Origin of the sequence: Pseudomonas sp. MF4836 (assembly GCF_002018875.1) — a bacterium.
Taxonomy (GTDB): Bacteria; Pseudomonadota; Gammaproteobacteria; order Pseudomonadales; family Pseudomonadaceae; genus Aquipseudomonas.
This window is the reverse complement of the sequence record NZ_MVOL01000029.1, coordinates 1-16,050: the sequence shown is the minus strand read 5'-3', so window position 1 is coordinate 16,050 and position 16,050 is coordinate 1. Positions and strand designations below refer to the sequence as shown.

Here is a 16,050-nt window from a genome sequence, read left to right as displayed (position 1 = left end):
TGATGCCGGGACGATTGTGGCAGTGGACCGCCAAATGACCGGTCAGCCATCCCAAGAGGTGGCGATCTTCCAACTTGAATGACGATATCTGGGGTGATCCAACGCTATGAAACCTGAACAGGCAAGGCGCGCACGGAATGTGCTGAAACAGCCATTGGCCCTCTGGCGCACGTCGGCTTCCATCGTAGTCTTGGGGCTGGCCCTTGGTGTCTCCAGCGGCGTCCAGGCACAAAGCGCCCACGTCAATATCCCGGCCCAGCCGCTGGACAAGGCGCTGACTGAGCTGGGGAACCAGACCGGGCTGCAGATTCTCTACGGGCCGGAACTGGTGCGTGGCAAAAAGTCCTCGCCGGTGATCGGTGAAATGGAGCCTGGGGAGGCCCTGAACACCCTGCTGCAAGGCGCGGGGCTCAAATATCGGATCGAGAACAACACGGTGTTCCTGACCAATGACGCCGGAGGCTCCACGGCGCTGGAGTTGGGCACCACCAGTATCAAAGGCCAGGGCATGGGGGAGATGACCGAGAACTCGGGCTCCTACACCACCGGGCTGACCAGTATCGGTTCGAAGACCCCGACCAGCTTGCGTCAGACTCCGCAATCGGTGTCGGTGATCACCGACCAGGTGATCCAGGAACGGCGCATGAGCAGCCTGACCGATGCGATGAAGGAGACCCCCGGGATCACGGTGAAAACCGCCAACTCCAACCTGTCCAGCTACTACTCGCGCGGCTTCGTCATCGAGAATATCCAGATCGATGGGGCGGCCCCCATGGCGCTAGGGACCACGGCCGGCAGTTTCTATTCGTATAAGAACTATGACCTGGTGGAATTCGACCACGTTGAAGTGCTGCGCGGGTCCTCCGGTTTGTTCGGCGGCACCGGCGATCCGGGCGGCATGATCAACCTGGTGCGCAAACGCCCCCTGGATGCCTACCAGTTGAAGGTCGAGACTTCCGCAGGGACCTGGGACAACTACCGTACGCAGCTCGATGTCACCGGCCCCTTGGCCTTTGATGGCAAGCTGCGTGGGCGCCTGGTGGCGGCCTACACCGACCGCCAGTACTTCCTGGACAATCGCAGCACTGAAAAACCCATTATCTATGGCGTGCTCGAAGCGGATGTCACCGATGCCACGCGCCTGACCCTGGGCGGTCGTTCCGAACGCCTGCACGACAACGGCATCGGCACCGGTGTGCCGCGCTACCTCGACGGTGGTGACCTGGGCTTGTCTCGGCGCACCAGCCTGACCACCAATTGGGCTTATCAGGATGGTCGCTCGGACGAACTGTTTGCCAAGGTCGACCATGAATTCAATGACAACTGGAAGGGCAACCTCAGCTACACCCAAACCCTGGAGTCGGGTCTGATCAAGAGCTCCGCGGTCCTGGGCGGGGTGGATCTGGTCGATAAGACCGGGCCTTTCTGGTACGGCTCGATCAACTCCTATCGCAGTGAGCAGCGGCTCTTAGATATGAACCTTGCCGGCAAATTCACGGCCTTTGATCGGGAGCACGAACTGCTCCTGGGCGCGGACTATCAGAAGATCACCAGCCGCTGGCGCGGGACCGATGGTTTGCCCAATGGCGGTGATGTGGATGTATTCGACCCGGATTCCACGCCCTGGCCCAACCAGCCCAACGACCGGCGCTACACCCGGGACTACAGCCCCAACTCACAAGCCCAGTACGGCCTGTACTCGACCTTGCGCCTGCAACTGGCCGATCCGCTGCACCTGATCGTCGGTGCCCGGGTGCAGCGCTACAAGTTTGACCAGACCTATCGCGAGCGGGACGTGGACCCGATCGACCCAGCCAACCCGGATGCCTGGACCACACTGTCCGACGTCCACCGTCGCGAACCGACCAAGGTGGTCCCCTACGGTGGCCTGGTCTTTGACCTGAATGACCAGTGGTCGACCTATGTCAGCTATTCAGAGATCTACAAGCCGCAGCAGCTGCAATCCAAGGGGCCGTTGCCCGGTAGCTCGCTGGAGGCCATGACCGGCAAGACCTATGAAACCGGAATCAAGGGCGAGTTGTGGGGTGGGGCCGTCAATACCTCGTTTGCGCTGTACTACACCGAGCGTGAAAACCAGGCCGTACTCGATCCAAACTACCCCGAGACTGACGTCCTGTTCGCCGGCAGTTGCTGCTACCTGGCCCAGGGCAAGGTGGTCAGCAAAGGCTTCGATGCCGAGATCAGCGGCGAAGTTATGCCTGACTGGAACCTCATGGCGGGTTACACCTACAACCACAACAAGGACCGCACGACCAATTCCACCTTCAGCAGCATCACGCCGAGGCACAGTGCCAAGCTGTGGTCCACCTATCGCCTGCCGGGCGTGCTCAATGACCTGAAGGTCGGGGGCGGGGTAACGCTGCAGAGCAAGGACTACGTCAGCGGCGTGGCCACCGTGCTGGATAGCGACCTCAAGCCGGTGCTCGGCTCTAACGGCCGGCCATTGACTCACCCTTTCGACTATAACCAGAGTGGCTACGCGGTCTGGAATGCCATGGCGGAATACCGGGTGGACGAGCACTGGACCCTGGCCTACAACCTCAACAATATTTTCGACAAGGTCTACTACTCGACAGTCGGCCCTTCCAACCGGCAGAACTGGTATGGCGAGCCGCGCAATCAGATGCTGACCCTGCGCGGGACATTCTGGTAGGTCACACCGAAGGCGACGCCTGTCGTCCAGCAGGCCCCCAATAGCAAGTGGCGCCCAATAAAAAGCCCGATGCACTGCATCGGGCTTTTTATTGGGCGCAAGGTATCAAGCGGGTTGATCGGCCAGCCACTGCTCAAGCTTCTGGTAGATCCCCTCGACCCCCGCGACGATGCCATTCATGCGCAGGAAGTCATGGGTCAGGCCCTTCTGCACCTCAAGGGTCACCGCGGTGCCGCGTGCCTGCAGGAGCTCGGCGTAGGCCAGGCCTTCGTCATACAGCGGGTCGTATTCCGCGAGGCTGATGTAGGCCGGTGCCAGGGCCGGCAGGTCCTGGGTCAGCAGGGGCGAGACCCGCCAGTCCAGACGCTGCTCCGGCGTCGGGCAGTAGTGCTGGTAAAACCACTCCAGGGTCGCGGTTTCCAGCAGGTGGTCTTCGGCATAACGGCTGTGGGACGGACGCAGGGTCGAGGTGTCGGTCACCGGGTAAAACAGCAATTGGCTCCTGGGCTTGAGCTGGATCTGCCGGGGCTGCATGACCTCCGAAATGGCCAGCACGGTGGCCAGGGTGGCGCCGACGCTGTCGCCGGCGACATGGGTGCGCTGGTGGTCCAGGTGCAGCGAGGCGGCATTTTCCGCCAGCCAGTTGGCCGCATCCAGGGCGTCGTGTACTGCGGTCGGGAACGGTGATTCCGGGGCCAGGCGATAGGCCGGCGCCAGGACCGCATGCCGGCCGCTGGCGGCCAGGCGCCGACAGATCGAATCGTGGGAGTCCAGGCTACCGACCACATAGCCGCCACCATGCAGGTACAGAATCGTGGCTTGCAGTTCGCTGCCGGTGCCTGCTGCGCGGTACAGCCGTGCCGGCATGGCCTGGCCGTCCCGGGTCGGCACGCTCAGGGTAGTGACGCTGACCGAGGCCGGCGGGCAGGGGTCGAGCACGGCGGAGGTCTGCTCGAATTCGGCGCGGGCCTGTTGCACGCTCAACGCATGCATGGGCTGACTCTTGCCGCTCAGGCGGCCCATGTGTGCCAGCTCCAGAAAGCCTTCGAGATCGGGGTCCAGGGGCATTGCGGGTTCCTTGTGAAAACAGTGTCGGTTCAGGCTGCCGCTGCGGACCATCCGCAGCGGCAAAGGGCTTACGGGGCCACCGTTTCCGGTTGCTCCAGCTGTTGCAGTGCGTCCTTGAGGAAGGCCGCTTGCTTGAGGATGTCGAAGTGCCCGGCCAGCAGTTGCTCGTTGGCCTGTGCCGCCTCGAGGCGCTGGTTCGGGTCGCTGGCGTTAGCCTTGGCCCACCAGCAATACGGGCGGCTGCGGGTCTCGGGCAGGGCGTCCAGTTGCAGCGACAGGACCTTGAGTTTCATGGCCACGCTGAAGGTATGGGCCAGCTCATCGCTGCTGATCCCGGCGTAAGCCGAGGCGCTCGCCAGGGCCTGCTGCACCCCGGCGATCAGCGGCTCCAGGGTCGCCAGGTCGCTGTGGGCGCGAAGGCTGAACGGCGGCAGCTGGTGCGCCGGCAAGCCGAAGATCACCGCGAGGAAGCTGCGCAGATCATCGCTCCAGTCGTCATTGTCGACTTCGGGCGTCAGGCTCGGCACAAAGCTGTCCACCAGGCCCAGGAACTCCACCTGTTGCCCCTGGCTCTCCAGCTCCTGGGCCACCAGCAGCGCCAGGGTGCCACCCAGGGACCAGCCCAGCAGGTGGTACGGGCCGTCAGCCTGTTTCTGGCGAATGTACTGGGCATAGTCGATGGCCATGGCGCCCAGGGATTCGTCCTCCCAGTGACGGTCCAGCAGCATCCGGCATTGCAGTCCGTAGACACTGCGCTGGCCTTCCAGGCGCCGGGCCAGGGGCTCGTAGTCGAACACCGTGCCGAAGCCGGCGTGCAGGCAGAACAACGGACGGCGTGCCGCCACCCGGCTGTTGAGCAGCAGCAACGGATCGAGGCTGTTGTGCGCCTCGGGGTCATAGCCCGACAGCTCGGCAATGGTCGGCTTGCCGATCATGTCCCGCAGCTTCAGCTCGATGCCCAGGTCGCTGCGTCCACGGACCTTGGACAGGACCTTGAGAATCCGCAGGGAGTCGCCGCCCAGCTCGAAGAAGTTATCGGTGACGCCGACCTGCTCAAGCTCCAGGACCTCTTGCCAGATGCTGGCCAGAGCCTGTTCCAGGGCATTGCGCGGCGCGACGAACTCCCGTCCCTTGAAATCCGGGTCCGGCAGGGCCAGGCGATCCAGCTTGCCGTTGGGGTTCAATGGCAAGGCCGCCAGGACCAGGATCTGCGAAGGCACCATGTAGTCGGGCAGTTCCCGACTCAAGGCGTTGCGCAGTTGCTCACCCAGGCTCGGGTCCGGGGCGGCGACCACATAACCGATCAGTTGTTTGCCGGCGCCGGTTTCCCGGGCGACCACCACGGCGTCCTGCACCAGGGCTTGATCGCGCAGGCGGGCCTCGATTTCCCCCAGTTCGATGCGAAAGCCACGGATCTTGACCTGGTTGTCCAGGCGCCCGAGGTAGTCGATCACACCGTCGACGCGCTGGCGCACCAGGTCGCCGGTGCGATACAGGCGGCTGCCATTGGCGCTGAACGGGTCGACAACAAACCGCTCTGCACTCAGACCGGGGCGCTGGTGATAACCCCGGGCCACGCCTTCGCCGCCGATATACAGCTCGCCCGCGACCCCATTGGGCAGCGGGTTGAGCTGCTCATCGAGCACGTACAGGGTGCGTTCCCCGATGCGTGTGCCGATTGGCGCGTAGACCGCGCCGCAGTTCTGGTCAGCTTTGACCTTCCACAGCAGCGGGGTCACGACCGTCTCCGTCGGGCCGTAGCCATTGGTCAGGTAGGCGGGCTTGAGGGCGCGCTTGACGAGCTCGAAGTTGGCTTCGGCCACCGCATCGCCGCCGAAGCAATAGATGCGCACCGGCGGTGGCGTCTGATCCTGGCTTTCGGCGTACTCGGCCAGTTGCTGCAGGTAGGCCGGCGGGAAGCAGGCGATGCTGATCTGATGCGCATGCAGTGCGTGCCAGGTTTCTTCCGGGGTCCACAGCGGGTTGCCGCGGACCACCAGTTGGGCGCCGCTGAGCAGGGTCGCCAGCCAGCGTTCCTGGGCGCCGTCGAAGGCGAAGGACATAAACAGCAGTTCGCGGGTATTCACATCCATGTCATAGCGCTCGGCAATCGCCTGGCAATGCATGCGGATCTGGCCATGGGACACCGCCACGCCCTTGGGTTTGCCGGTGGACCCCGAGGTGTAGATCAGGTACGCGAGGTTGTCGTCCAGTACGGCCGTGGCTGGGCAGGTCGATGGCTGTGCATCCAGTCGCAGCCGGTCGAGCTCCAGGCGTGCGGTCGAGAGGCCCTCGAAACGTGAAGCCAGGGCGCCCTGGGTGATCAGCACGCTCATGGCCGAGTCTTCGACGATCCACTGGATCCGCTCCGGCGGATAGTCGATGTCCAGTGGCACATAGGCGCCACCGGTCTTCATCACTGCGTAGAAGGCCACAATCACGTCTACCGAGCGTTCCAGGGCGATGCCGACGAACACTTCCGGCCCCACGCCCTGGCTGATCAGGTAATGGGCCAGGCGGTTGGCGCGGGCTTCCAGCTCGCCATAGGTCAGGCGGCTATCGCCACAGACCACTGCCAGGGCGTCAGGGCGGGTGGTGGCGTGGTGGCGCACGACCTCGGCCAGCAGCGGCTGGGAAGTGCCCGCGGCTGGCAGTTGGTTGCTTTGCAGCAGGGCGTGCTGCTCGGCGGCGGCCAGCATGCCGAGGCTGCCCAGGGTGGCGTCCGGCTGATCGAGCATGGCCAGCAGCAGCGTCTCGAAGCTGCGTCGGACCTGCTCGGTGGCGTCTTCGGTAAGGCGGTTGCGCAGGTACAGGAACTCGATCTTCAGCGTCGTGCCGAGGTTGATCGCCAGGTCCATGGCAAAGTTGGTGACGTCGCGGTTGCTGACTTCGCCGAAGCTGAGCTGATTTTGCCCGGCTTCCTGCAGACGCTCATCCACCGGGTAGTTTTCGAACACGATGATGCTGTCGAACAGCGCCTGGCCGCCTTGACCGGACCAGCGCTGCACGTCGGCCAGGGAGGCATGTTCGTGATCACGGACTTCCAGGTTGTAGCTCTGCAGATCCTGCAGCCACTGGCCCAGCAGCGCCTGCGGCTGCGGCGCCTGGATGATCGGCAGGGTATTGATGAACAGCCCGAGCACATCTTCGGCGCCCGGCAGGCTGGCCGGACGACCGGCCACCGTGGCGCCGAAGCACACGCTTTCCTGGCCGGTGTAGCGTTGCAGCAAGAGCAGCCAGGTGGCCTGGATCAGCGTGTTGGGGGTCACTCGCAGGCGTTGGGCCTGCTCGCGCAGGCGCCGGGTCTGGCCTTCATCCCAATTCAGGTACAGCGCGGCATGGCCTTGCAGGTCGGCGGCAGGGCGCGGGCTCAGGCTGTTGGACAGCGAGGTCGAGCCGCCGAAGCCTTGCAGCTTGTCTTTCCAGAACTGCTCGAGGGTGGCCTGAGACTGATTCTGCAACCACTGGATATAGTCACGGTAGTGACCGCGAATGGCCGGCGCGGGGCGGCCGTTGTACAGCTCAAAGACCTCACCCAGCAGGCGCGAGCTGGACCAGCCATCCATGAGGATGTGGTGGCTGGTCCAGATCAGGTGATAGCGTTGCACGTCGAGCTTGACCAGGGTCAGCCGGGTCAGCGGCGCGCGCAGCAGGTCGAAACCTTCGGCGCAGTCCTCGGCGAGCAGTGCCTCCAGTGCTTGCGGGTCGAAGGGGCGATCCTGCCAGTCGAGGATCCGGGTCGGCAGGGTGGCGCTCTTGTACACAACCTGCAGCGGCTCGGCGAGTTCGCTGGCCGACCAGAACCCGCTGCGCAGGATTTCATGGCGGGCGATGGCGCTGTTCCACGCGGCAATGAACCGCGCGGGATCCAGGCCTTCGACCGCGACGCTCATCTGGTTGATGTACAGGCTGTCGCCGGACGCTTCCAGGCTGTGGAACAGCATGCCTTGCTGCATCGGTGACAGTGGATAAAGGTCTTCCACCCGATTGGCCGGGACCGGCAGGCGGTCCAGTTGCTGCTGGGTGATGCGGGCGACCGGGAAGTCCGCCGGGGTCAGCCCCTGATGGCGAGGGTCGCAGCAGTGTTCGATGACCACCGCCAGTTCACGGGCAAAGTCGTCCGCCAGGTGCTGGATGGTCGAATCATCGAACATGTCGCTGCTGTAGCCCCAGCCGATCTTCAGCTCGCCACCGTAGACCTGGCCATTGAGGCTGAGCCAGTTGCCCAGGGGCGCCTGCGGGCTTTGATTGGCGCCGGTGCTTTCCTCGGCGGGGGCGAACAGCGCACCTTGGTCGCGATCGAAGCTGCCATCGAACTGGCCCAGGTAGTTGAAGGTGATCCGCGGTTCGGGCAAACGGCTCAGGGTGTCCTGGGTCTGCGGGTCCCCGAGGTAGCGCAGGGCACCGAAGCCGATACCTTTGTTGGGGATTGCCCGCAGTTGTTCCTTGATCTGCTTGATCGAGTCGCCGAGGTCGGCGGCCAGGCTCAACTTGACCGGGAAGACACTGGTGAACCAGCCGACGGTGCGCGTCAGGTCCAGATGATCGAACAGCTCTTCGCGGCCATGGCCTTCGAGCTGGATCAGGTTGCTGGAGTAACCGGTCCAGCGCTGGAGCACCCGTGCCAGGGCGGTGAGCAGCAGGTCGTTGATCTGGGTCCGGTAGGCCGCGGGGGCGTCTTGCAGCAGTTGTCGAGTCAGGTGCGGGTCCAGGCGCGTTTCCAGGCTGCGGCCATGGCGGTTCTGCAGGCCGCCGTCGGGGCGATCGCAGGGCAGCGTTGCCGGCACATCCTGCAATTGCTCCTGCCAATAGGTCAGCTCTTTCTGCAAGGCTTCACTGCGGGCGTGACCTTGCAACTGTTCGGCCCAGTCCTTGACGGCGCTGGTCTTGTCTTGCAGGGCCACGGCCTGGCCGCCCAGCAACTGGGTGTAGGCGTGTTGCAAGTCTTCGAACAGAATCCGCCACGACACCCCGTCGACCGCCAGGTGGTGCACCACCAGCAACAGGCGCTGACTGCCGTCCTGCAACGTGGCCAGCAGCCCGCGCAGCAAGGGGCCGGCGTGCAGGTCGAGGCTGGCCTGGGCTTTTTCCGCCCAGTGTTCCAGTTCGTCGGTGTTGGCGACGCTTGCCTGCCAGAGCAGTCGGGTGCTCGGCTGGGGCGCCAGGAACGTCGCGCGCCATTGCCCCTGATCCTCGCTGAAACTCAGGCGCAGGGCATCGTGGTGGCGGGTCAGGTGCTGCAGGGTCTGCTCCAGCAGTTCGCCATCCAACGGCTTGGCGGGCTTGAGCATGACCGACTGGTTCCAGTGCTGACGCTGGGGAATCGGGGTGTCGAAAAACATCTGCTGGATGGCCAGCAACGGCGTGGTGCCCGTGACCGCGCCCTGGTCGATTTGCCCGCTGTCCTGGGTGGTCTGGGCGACGTTGGCCAGGCTCCTGACGGTCTGGTGCTGAAACAGGTCCTTGGGGCTGAAGCGGATGCCGGCCTGGCGCGCGCGGCTGACCAGCTGGATGGAGATGATCGAGTCGCCGCCGAGTTCGAAGAAGTTGTCGTTCAACCCCACTTGCGGCAGTTTCAGCACGCTCTGCCAGAGTTCGGCGATCCGTTGTTCCAGCTCGCTTTGCGGCGCCACATAGACCCGTTGCAGTTGGCTGGCGTCCGGTTGCGGCAGGGCCTTGCGGTCCAGCTTGCCATTGGCCGTCAGCGGCAGCTGCGGGATAAACAGCAGGTGCGCCGGAACCATGTAGTCCGGCAGCTCTTCCTTGAGCCGGGCCTTGATCTCATCGCGCAGTGCGCTGCTGGCCTCGGCCCCGTCGGGTACGCTGTTGGGCACCACATACGCCACCAGTTGCTGGCCGTTCGGCCCGGCTTGGGCCAGCACCACCGCTTCGCGGATCTGCGGCAGGTGCAGCAAACGGGCTTCGATCTCTCCCAGTTCGATACGGAAACCGCGGATCTTGACCTGATGGTCGATGCGCCCGGCGTACTCGATCACGCCGTCGGCGCGATAGCGCGCCAGGTCGCCGGTACGGTACAGGCGTTCACCCGGGGCGCCGAACGGATCGGGAATAAAACGCGTGGCGCTCAGGTCGGCACGTTTCAGATAGCCGCGGGCCAGGCCGGCCTGGCCGACATAGAGCTCACCGATGCAGCCTTTGGGCACCGGGTTCAAATGCGCGTCGAGCAGGTACCAGGACAGGTCGGGAATCGGTACGCCGATCGGGCTGGAGGCTTCCTGCTGCAAGTCGGCCAGGGTGATGGGGCGGTAGGTCACATGCACCGTGGTTTCGGTGATGCCGTACATATTGATCAACTGCGGCTGCTGGTCGCCAAACCGCTGGAACCAGGGGCGCAGGCTCTGCACTTCCAGGGCTTCGCCGCCAAATACCACATAGCGCAGGGCGAGGCTGGCCCCGGCCTGCTCGGGGGAGCAGGCCACTTGCAGCAGTTGCTTGAAGGCGGAGGGGGTCTGGTTCAGCACCGTGACGCCCTCGTCGCACAACAGCGTGAAGAAGTCTTCCGGTGAGCGGCTGACCTCCTGCGGCACCATAGCCAGCCGGCCGCCGTAAAGCAGCGCGCCAAAGATTTCCCAGACCGAGAAGTCGAAGGCATAGGAGTGAAACAGACTCCAGACGTCCTGCGGGCCAAACTGGAACCAGCCCTCGGTGGCCTTGAACAGGCGCAGCACGTTGTGATGGGCGAGCAGGGCGCCCTTGGGGTTGCCGGTGGAGCCGGAGGTGTAGATCACATAGGCCAGGTTGGCCGGGTCCAGCGCGACCTGCGGGTTGGCGCTGCTGAAGCGATCCGGTTCGTGGGCATCGATCAGCAGGGTCCTGATCTGCGATGGGATCGGCAGGCGATCCCGGACCTCGGCCTGGGTCAGCAACAGCGACAGGCCGCTGTCTTGCATCATGTAGGCCAGGCGCTCCTGCGGGTAGGCTGGGTCCAGCGGCACGTAGGCACCGCCGGCCTTGAGGATGGCCAGCAGGCCGATGATCATGTCCAGGCTGCGCTCGACCGCCAGCCCGACCATGACGTCCGGTCCGACCTGGTGCTCGATCAGGGCGTGGGCCAACTGGTTGGCCCGGCTGTTGAGCTGGGCATAGGTCAACCGTTGCTGGCCCAGGCTCACCGCAATGGCCTGGGGCGCGCGCTCGGCCTGGGCCTCGATCAGTTGATGCAGGCAGCGTTCGCTGGGGCAGTGCGCCGTATCGGGGTTCCACTGCTTGAGGTTCTGTTGCTGCTCGCTGGCGTCCAGCAAGGGCAGCTCAGCGATGGCTTGCTGCGGGTTGGCGACGATTCCCCGCAGCAGGTTCTGCCAGTGACCGGCCAGGCGTTCGACGGTGCTGCGGTCGAACAGATCCGTGGCGTAAGTCAGTGTCGCGGCGATGCCTTCGGCGGACTCCACCGTGTTCAGGGTCAGGTCGAACTGGGCGCTGGTGATTTCCCAGTCCAGGCTTTCGATCAGCAGCGGTTGCGGGTGCGTCGCTTTCTCGCTGCTGGCGTCCCGGGCCGAGCCGCGGTGGTTGTACAGCACCTGGAACAGCGGTGTAAGGCTCAGGTTGCGTTCCGGTTGCAGGGCTTCTACCAGATGGCCAAATGGCAAGTCCTGGTAGGCCTGGGCCTGTATCGCGGTGTGCTTGACCTGTTGCAGCAGGTCACAGAAGCGCAGCGCCTCGGTGAAGTCGGCCTTGAGTACCTGGGTGTTGACGAAGAAGCCGATCAGGCCTTCGGTTTCAACCCGATTGCGGTTGGCCACCGGCACGCCGATGCGGATGTCGTCCTGGCGGCTGTAGCGGTGGAGCAAGGTCTGGAACGAGGCCAGCAACAGCATGAACGGGGTCACGTTTTCCTGCTGGGCGAGCTGCTTGAGGCCCTGACCCAGGGCCGTGTCGAGCACGATATCCAGGCGCGCGCCGCGGTAGCTCTGGACCGCTGGGCGTGGCCGATCGAGGGGCAGTTCGAGCACCGGTTGTTCATCGCCGAGCTGGTCCGTCCAGTAGGCCAGTTGCCGCTCGCGCTCGCCGGCTTCCATCCAGCGTCGTTGCCAGATGGCGTAGTCGGCGTACTGGATCGGCAGTGGCGCCAGGTCGGCCGGCTGCCCCAGGCTGGCGGCGGCATACAGCTCGACCAGGTCGCTGACCATGACCTGCAGCGAGGCCGCGTCGGAAACAATATGGTGCTGGGCGATCACCATGATGTGCTCGTGGGCCGCCAGCCGCAGCAACCTGACCCGCAGCAGGGGGCCCTGTTGCAGGTCGAACAGCTCCTGGGTCTGGGCATCGACGAAGGCCTTGATCACGCGCTCGCGGGCCAGCTCGTCCAGCACCGGCTCGGCCCGCTCGACAACGACCTTGAGCGACCACTGCGGAGCGATCACCTGCACCGCGCCGTCTTCGGTCTGTTCAAAGGTGGTGCGCAAGGTCTGGTGGCGCTCGATCAAGGCATTGAAGCTGCGCTCCAGCGCCTGGACATCCAGCTCGCCCTGCATGCGCAAGGCCACAGACAGGTGGTAGGCGGTGCTCGTTGGCTCCAGTTGCCAGAGAAACCACTGGCGTTCCTGAGCAAACGACAGGGGGATCAGCTCCACCTCCGATTGCACCGCAGGAATCGGCAGGTTGGCGGGTGAAACGCCTTCGCCGAGCATCTTTTCCAGGAACAGCTTGCGCTTGTCCAACGGCAGGGTGATGAACCGCTTGGCGATTCGTGCGGCCATATTCTGGTCCATCAAACTTCCTCCATTTCGTCGAACAGTGCTTCTAGCTTGCTCAGTTTCAGGGTGTCGATCGGGTTGCCGGACTGTTGCAGTTCACCAGCCAGGGCGCCGAGGGTGGGTGACTGGAACATCTGTTGTGCGCTCATCTGCATGCCCAGCTCCAGTTGCACCCGCGATACCACGCGTACCGCCAGCAGGGAGTGCCCGCCGAGCTCGAAGAAGTTGTCGTTCAAACCGATCGACTCGACGTTGAGGATGCTGGCCCAGATCGCTGCCAGTTGTTTTTCCAGCTCGCTGTGCGGGGCGACGTAGGTTCTTTGCAACAGGCTGATATCGATCGCGGGCAGCGCCTTGCGATCCAGCTTGCCGTTGGGCGTGAGCGGCAGTTTTTCCACGATCACCCAGTGCGCCGGGACCATGTAGTCAGGCAGGCTTTCGCTGAGCCAGGCCTTGAGTTTCAGGTGCAGGGCCTGGTGCTCGGCAACGGCTGGAGGTTCGACGGCCACGACATAACCCACCAGTTGTGGCCCGGCGTGGGTGTCATTGGCGACGACCGCCACCTCACGCACTTCGTCCAGTTCCAGGACCCGGGATTCGATTTCTCCCAGCTCGATCCTGAAGCCGCGGATCTTCACCTGGTGGTCGATACGGCTGAGGTATTCGATCACGCCGTCCTGGCGATACCGGGCCAGGTCGCCGGTGCGATAGACCCGCGCGCCCGGTGGCCCGAACGGATCCGGCAGGAAGCGTTCCGCCGTCAGCGCCGGCCGCTGGAAATAGCCCCGGGCCAGACCGTCGCCGCCAATCAGCAGTTCGCCTGCGGCGCCCACGGGCGCGGTGGCCAGGTACGGGTCGACGATGTACAGCGAGGTGTTGTCGATCGGGTGACCGAGGTACGGCGCAGGCTGCTGCGGACTCAAGGGGTAGACCGCCGACCAGATGGTGGTTTCCGTCGGGCCGTACAGGTTCCACACCTGCGCCGACAACCCGAGCATGCGCGCTGCCAGTTCCTCGGACAGCGCTTCGCCGCCGCACAGCAGTTTGCAGTTGCGCAGGGCCTCGTGGTGCGGGTGGTCGAGCAGCATCCGCCAGGTCGAAGGCGTTGCCTGGAGCGCGGTGACGCCCTGGCGTTGCACGCTGTCCAGGATGGCCTGGGGGTCGAGGTTCATGCCTTGGCCGCTGAGGACAATGCGCGCGCCGACCTTGAGCGGCAGGTAGATTTCCAGGCCGAAGATATCGAAGGAGAAAGTGGTCAGCGACATCATGCAATCGCTGCTGGCCAGCCCCGGAGCCCGGGCCATGCTGGAGATGAAGTTGTTCAGCGCGCCGTGGAGCACCATGACCCCCTTGGGCTTGCCCGTGGAACCGGAGGTGTAGATGACGTAGGCCAGGTTTTCCGGGGAGAGGCGGCGGGTCGGGTTGGCCTTGTCATAACCCTCGAGCCAGGACGGATCCTGATCCAGCTCCAGGCTCTGCACACCTTCGGGGATCGGCAATTGCTCCAGCAGCGCGCGCTGGGTCAGCAGCAGCCGCAGCCCGCTGTCCTGCATCATGTAGAACAGGCGATCTTCGGGGTAGGCCGGATCCAGCGGCACATAAGCGCCACCGGCCTTGAGCACGGCCAGCAGCCCGACGATCATTTCCACGCTGCGCTCAAGGGCGATGCCCACCCGCACATCCGGGCCCACACCCTGTTCGATCAGCTTGTGCGCGAGCTGGTTGGCCCGCTGGTTGAGCTGGTGGTAGCTCAACTGCTCGCTGGCAAAAGCCAGTGCCGGAGCATCGGGAGTTCTCTCGACCTGCTCTTCGATCAACTGGTGGATGGCCCGCTCCAGCGAATTGTCGACCGCCGTCGCGTTCCAGTGGTTGACCATCAGCTGTTGTTCACTGGCATCGATCATCGCCAGATCGCTGATGGCTTGTTCAGGGTCGCTGACCATGGTCTGCAGCAGGTTCTGCCAATGCCGGGCCATGCGCTCGGCCGTCGAGGGTGCAAACAGATCCGCGGCGTAGGTCAATACGGCATGCAGGCCTTCGCTGCTGTCGAAGATGTCCAGGGCCAGGTCGAATTTTGCGGTAAGGCTGTCGGCTTCCAGGCTTTCGAGTTGCAGGTTCGGCAATTGCCTATCGGTTCGCTGTTGCAACTGCTCACTGTGATGGTTGAACAGCACCTGGAACAACGGGTTCTGGCTCAGGGTGCGTTCCGGTTGCAGGGCTTCCACCAGTTGCTCGAACGGCAGGTCCTGATGGCTCTGGGCATCCAGAGCGGTCTGTTTGACTTGCGCCAGCAACTGAGTGACGGACATCAGGCCGTTCAGTTCCGACTTCAGCACCAGGGTGTTGACGAAGAAGCCGATCAGGCGCTCGGTCTCGACCCGATTGCGGTTGGCAATAGGGGCACCGACGCGAATATCCGTCTGCCCGCTGTAGCGATGCAGCAAGATCTGGAACGACGCCAGGAGCAACATAAAGGGGGTAACACCTTCGCGGTGTGTCAGCGCCTTCAAGCCCTGGCTCAGTGCGGCGCTCAATGGCACATCGATTTTCGCGCCACGAAAGCTCTGCCTGGCAGGTCGCAGGTGATCGGTCGGCAGTTCCAGTGTCTTCTGCTCACCGCCCAGTTGCCCGACCCAGTACGCCAGTTGCCGCTCGCGCTCGCCTGCCTCCATCCATTGCCGCTGCCAGACCGCATAGTCGGCGTACTGAATCGGCAGCTCGGGCAGGTTCGGCGCACGCTGCTCGGTGTTTGCTGCATAGAGTTCGATCAACTCTTCGACCATGACCTGGGTTGACCAGCCGTCCGACACGATGTGGTGCTGTGTCAGCAGCAACAGGTACTCGTCGTCGGCCAGGGACACGAGCCTGGCTCGCAACAGAGGTCCTTGCGCCAGGTTGAATGGCTTGCGGGTTTCGTGCTCGATGCAGTCTTCGATTTGTTGGGGGGAGAGCGGCTGCACCGGTCGCTGATCCACACTCAGGTCAAGGAGTGCGTGGTCGGCGATGACTTGCACGCTGTGTTCGCCTTGTTCGACGAATGTCGTGCGCAAGCTTTCGTGGCGTGCCAGAAGCGCATTCAGGCTGTATTGCAACGCCTGGATATCCAACTCACCGCGCATGCGGATGGCGGCCGGAATGTGGTACGCGTTGCTCTCGGGGTAGAACTGCCATAGAAACAGCTGCCGCTCCTGGGCATAGGACAGTGGCAGCGGCTTGTTGCGTTCGACCCTTTTCAGCGGTGGCTCGCCGGCGGAAGTCTTGCAACCCAGGGACGCGGCAAACTCCGCCAGCCGGCTGTGCTCGAACAAGGTCCGCAGCGCCACCTCAAGACCCAGGCTCTGGCGCACCCGCGACACTACCTGGGTCGCCAGCAGCGAATGCCCGCCGAGTTCGAAGAAATCGTCAGTGAGGCCGACCTGCTCCAGCTTCAGCACGTCCTGCCAGATCGCCGCGATCTGCTGTTCCAACTCGCTTTGCGGCGCCACATAGGCCTGTTGCAACAGGCTGGCATCCGGCTGGGGCAGAGCCTTGCGGTCCAGCTTGCCGTTGCCGGTCAATGGCAGGGTGTCGAGGAACAACAGGTGCGCCGGGACC

The 16,050-nt window shown here is 64.0% G+C and carries 4 protein-coding genes; 1 reads left to right on the top strand and 3 read right to left on the bottom strand.

Annotated elements, in window-relative coordinates:
• The first annotated feature begins 106 nt into the window (after positions 1 to 106).
• Positions 107 to 2,674: a TonB-dependent siderophore receptor gene (locus MF4836_RS34105; protein WP_078474075.1), complete on the top strand. Its 2,568-nt coding sequence runs from the start codon at positions 107 to 109 to the stop codon at positions 2,672 to 2,674.
• Between the two features lie 105 nt (positions 2,675 to 2,779).
• Here the strand turns inward: MF4836_RS34105 and MF4836_RS34100 are convergent, their stop codons facing one another.
• The 3 genes from MF4836_RS34100 to MF4836_RS34090 form a co-directional block, all read right to left on the bottom strand.
• On the bottom strand, positions 2,780 to 3,742 hold the full coding sequence (locus tag MF4836_RS34100) for an alpha/beta hydrolase (RefSeq protein ID WP_078474074.1): 963 nt from the start codon (positions 3,740 to 3,742) through the stop codon (positions 2,780 to 2,782).
• Between the two features lie 68 nt (positions 3,743 to 3,810).
• A complete protein-coding gene (locus MF4836_RS34095) occupies positions 3,811 to 12,471 on the bottom strand; it encodes a non-ribosomal peptide synthetase (RefSeq protein ID WP_078474073.1) in 8,661 nt (2,886 codons plus the stop codon).
• On the bottom strand, positions 12,471 to 16,050 hold a 3,580-nt coding region (locus MF4836_RS34090), incomplete at its 5' end, for an amino acid adenylation domain-containing protein (RefSeq protein WP_238596258.1). The genes MF4836_RS34090 and MF4836_RS34095, both read right to left, overlap by 1 nt.

Excerpts from the sequence above, each read along its gene's own strand:
- MF4836_RS34100 (WP_078474074.1), bottom strand. The coding sequence starts at position 3,742 with ATGCCCCTGGACCCCGATCTCGAAGGCTTTCTGGAGCTGGCACACATG.
- MF4836_RS34095 (WP_078474073.1), bottom strand. The coding sequence starts at position 12,471 with ATGGACCAGAATATGGCCGCACGAATCGCCAAGCGGTTCATCACCCTG.
- MF4836_RS34105 (WP_078474075.1), top strand. The coding sequence starts at position 107 with ATGAAACCTGAACAGGCAAGGCGCGCACGGAATGTGCTGAAACAGCCA.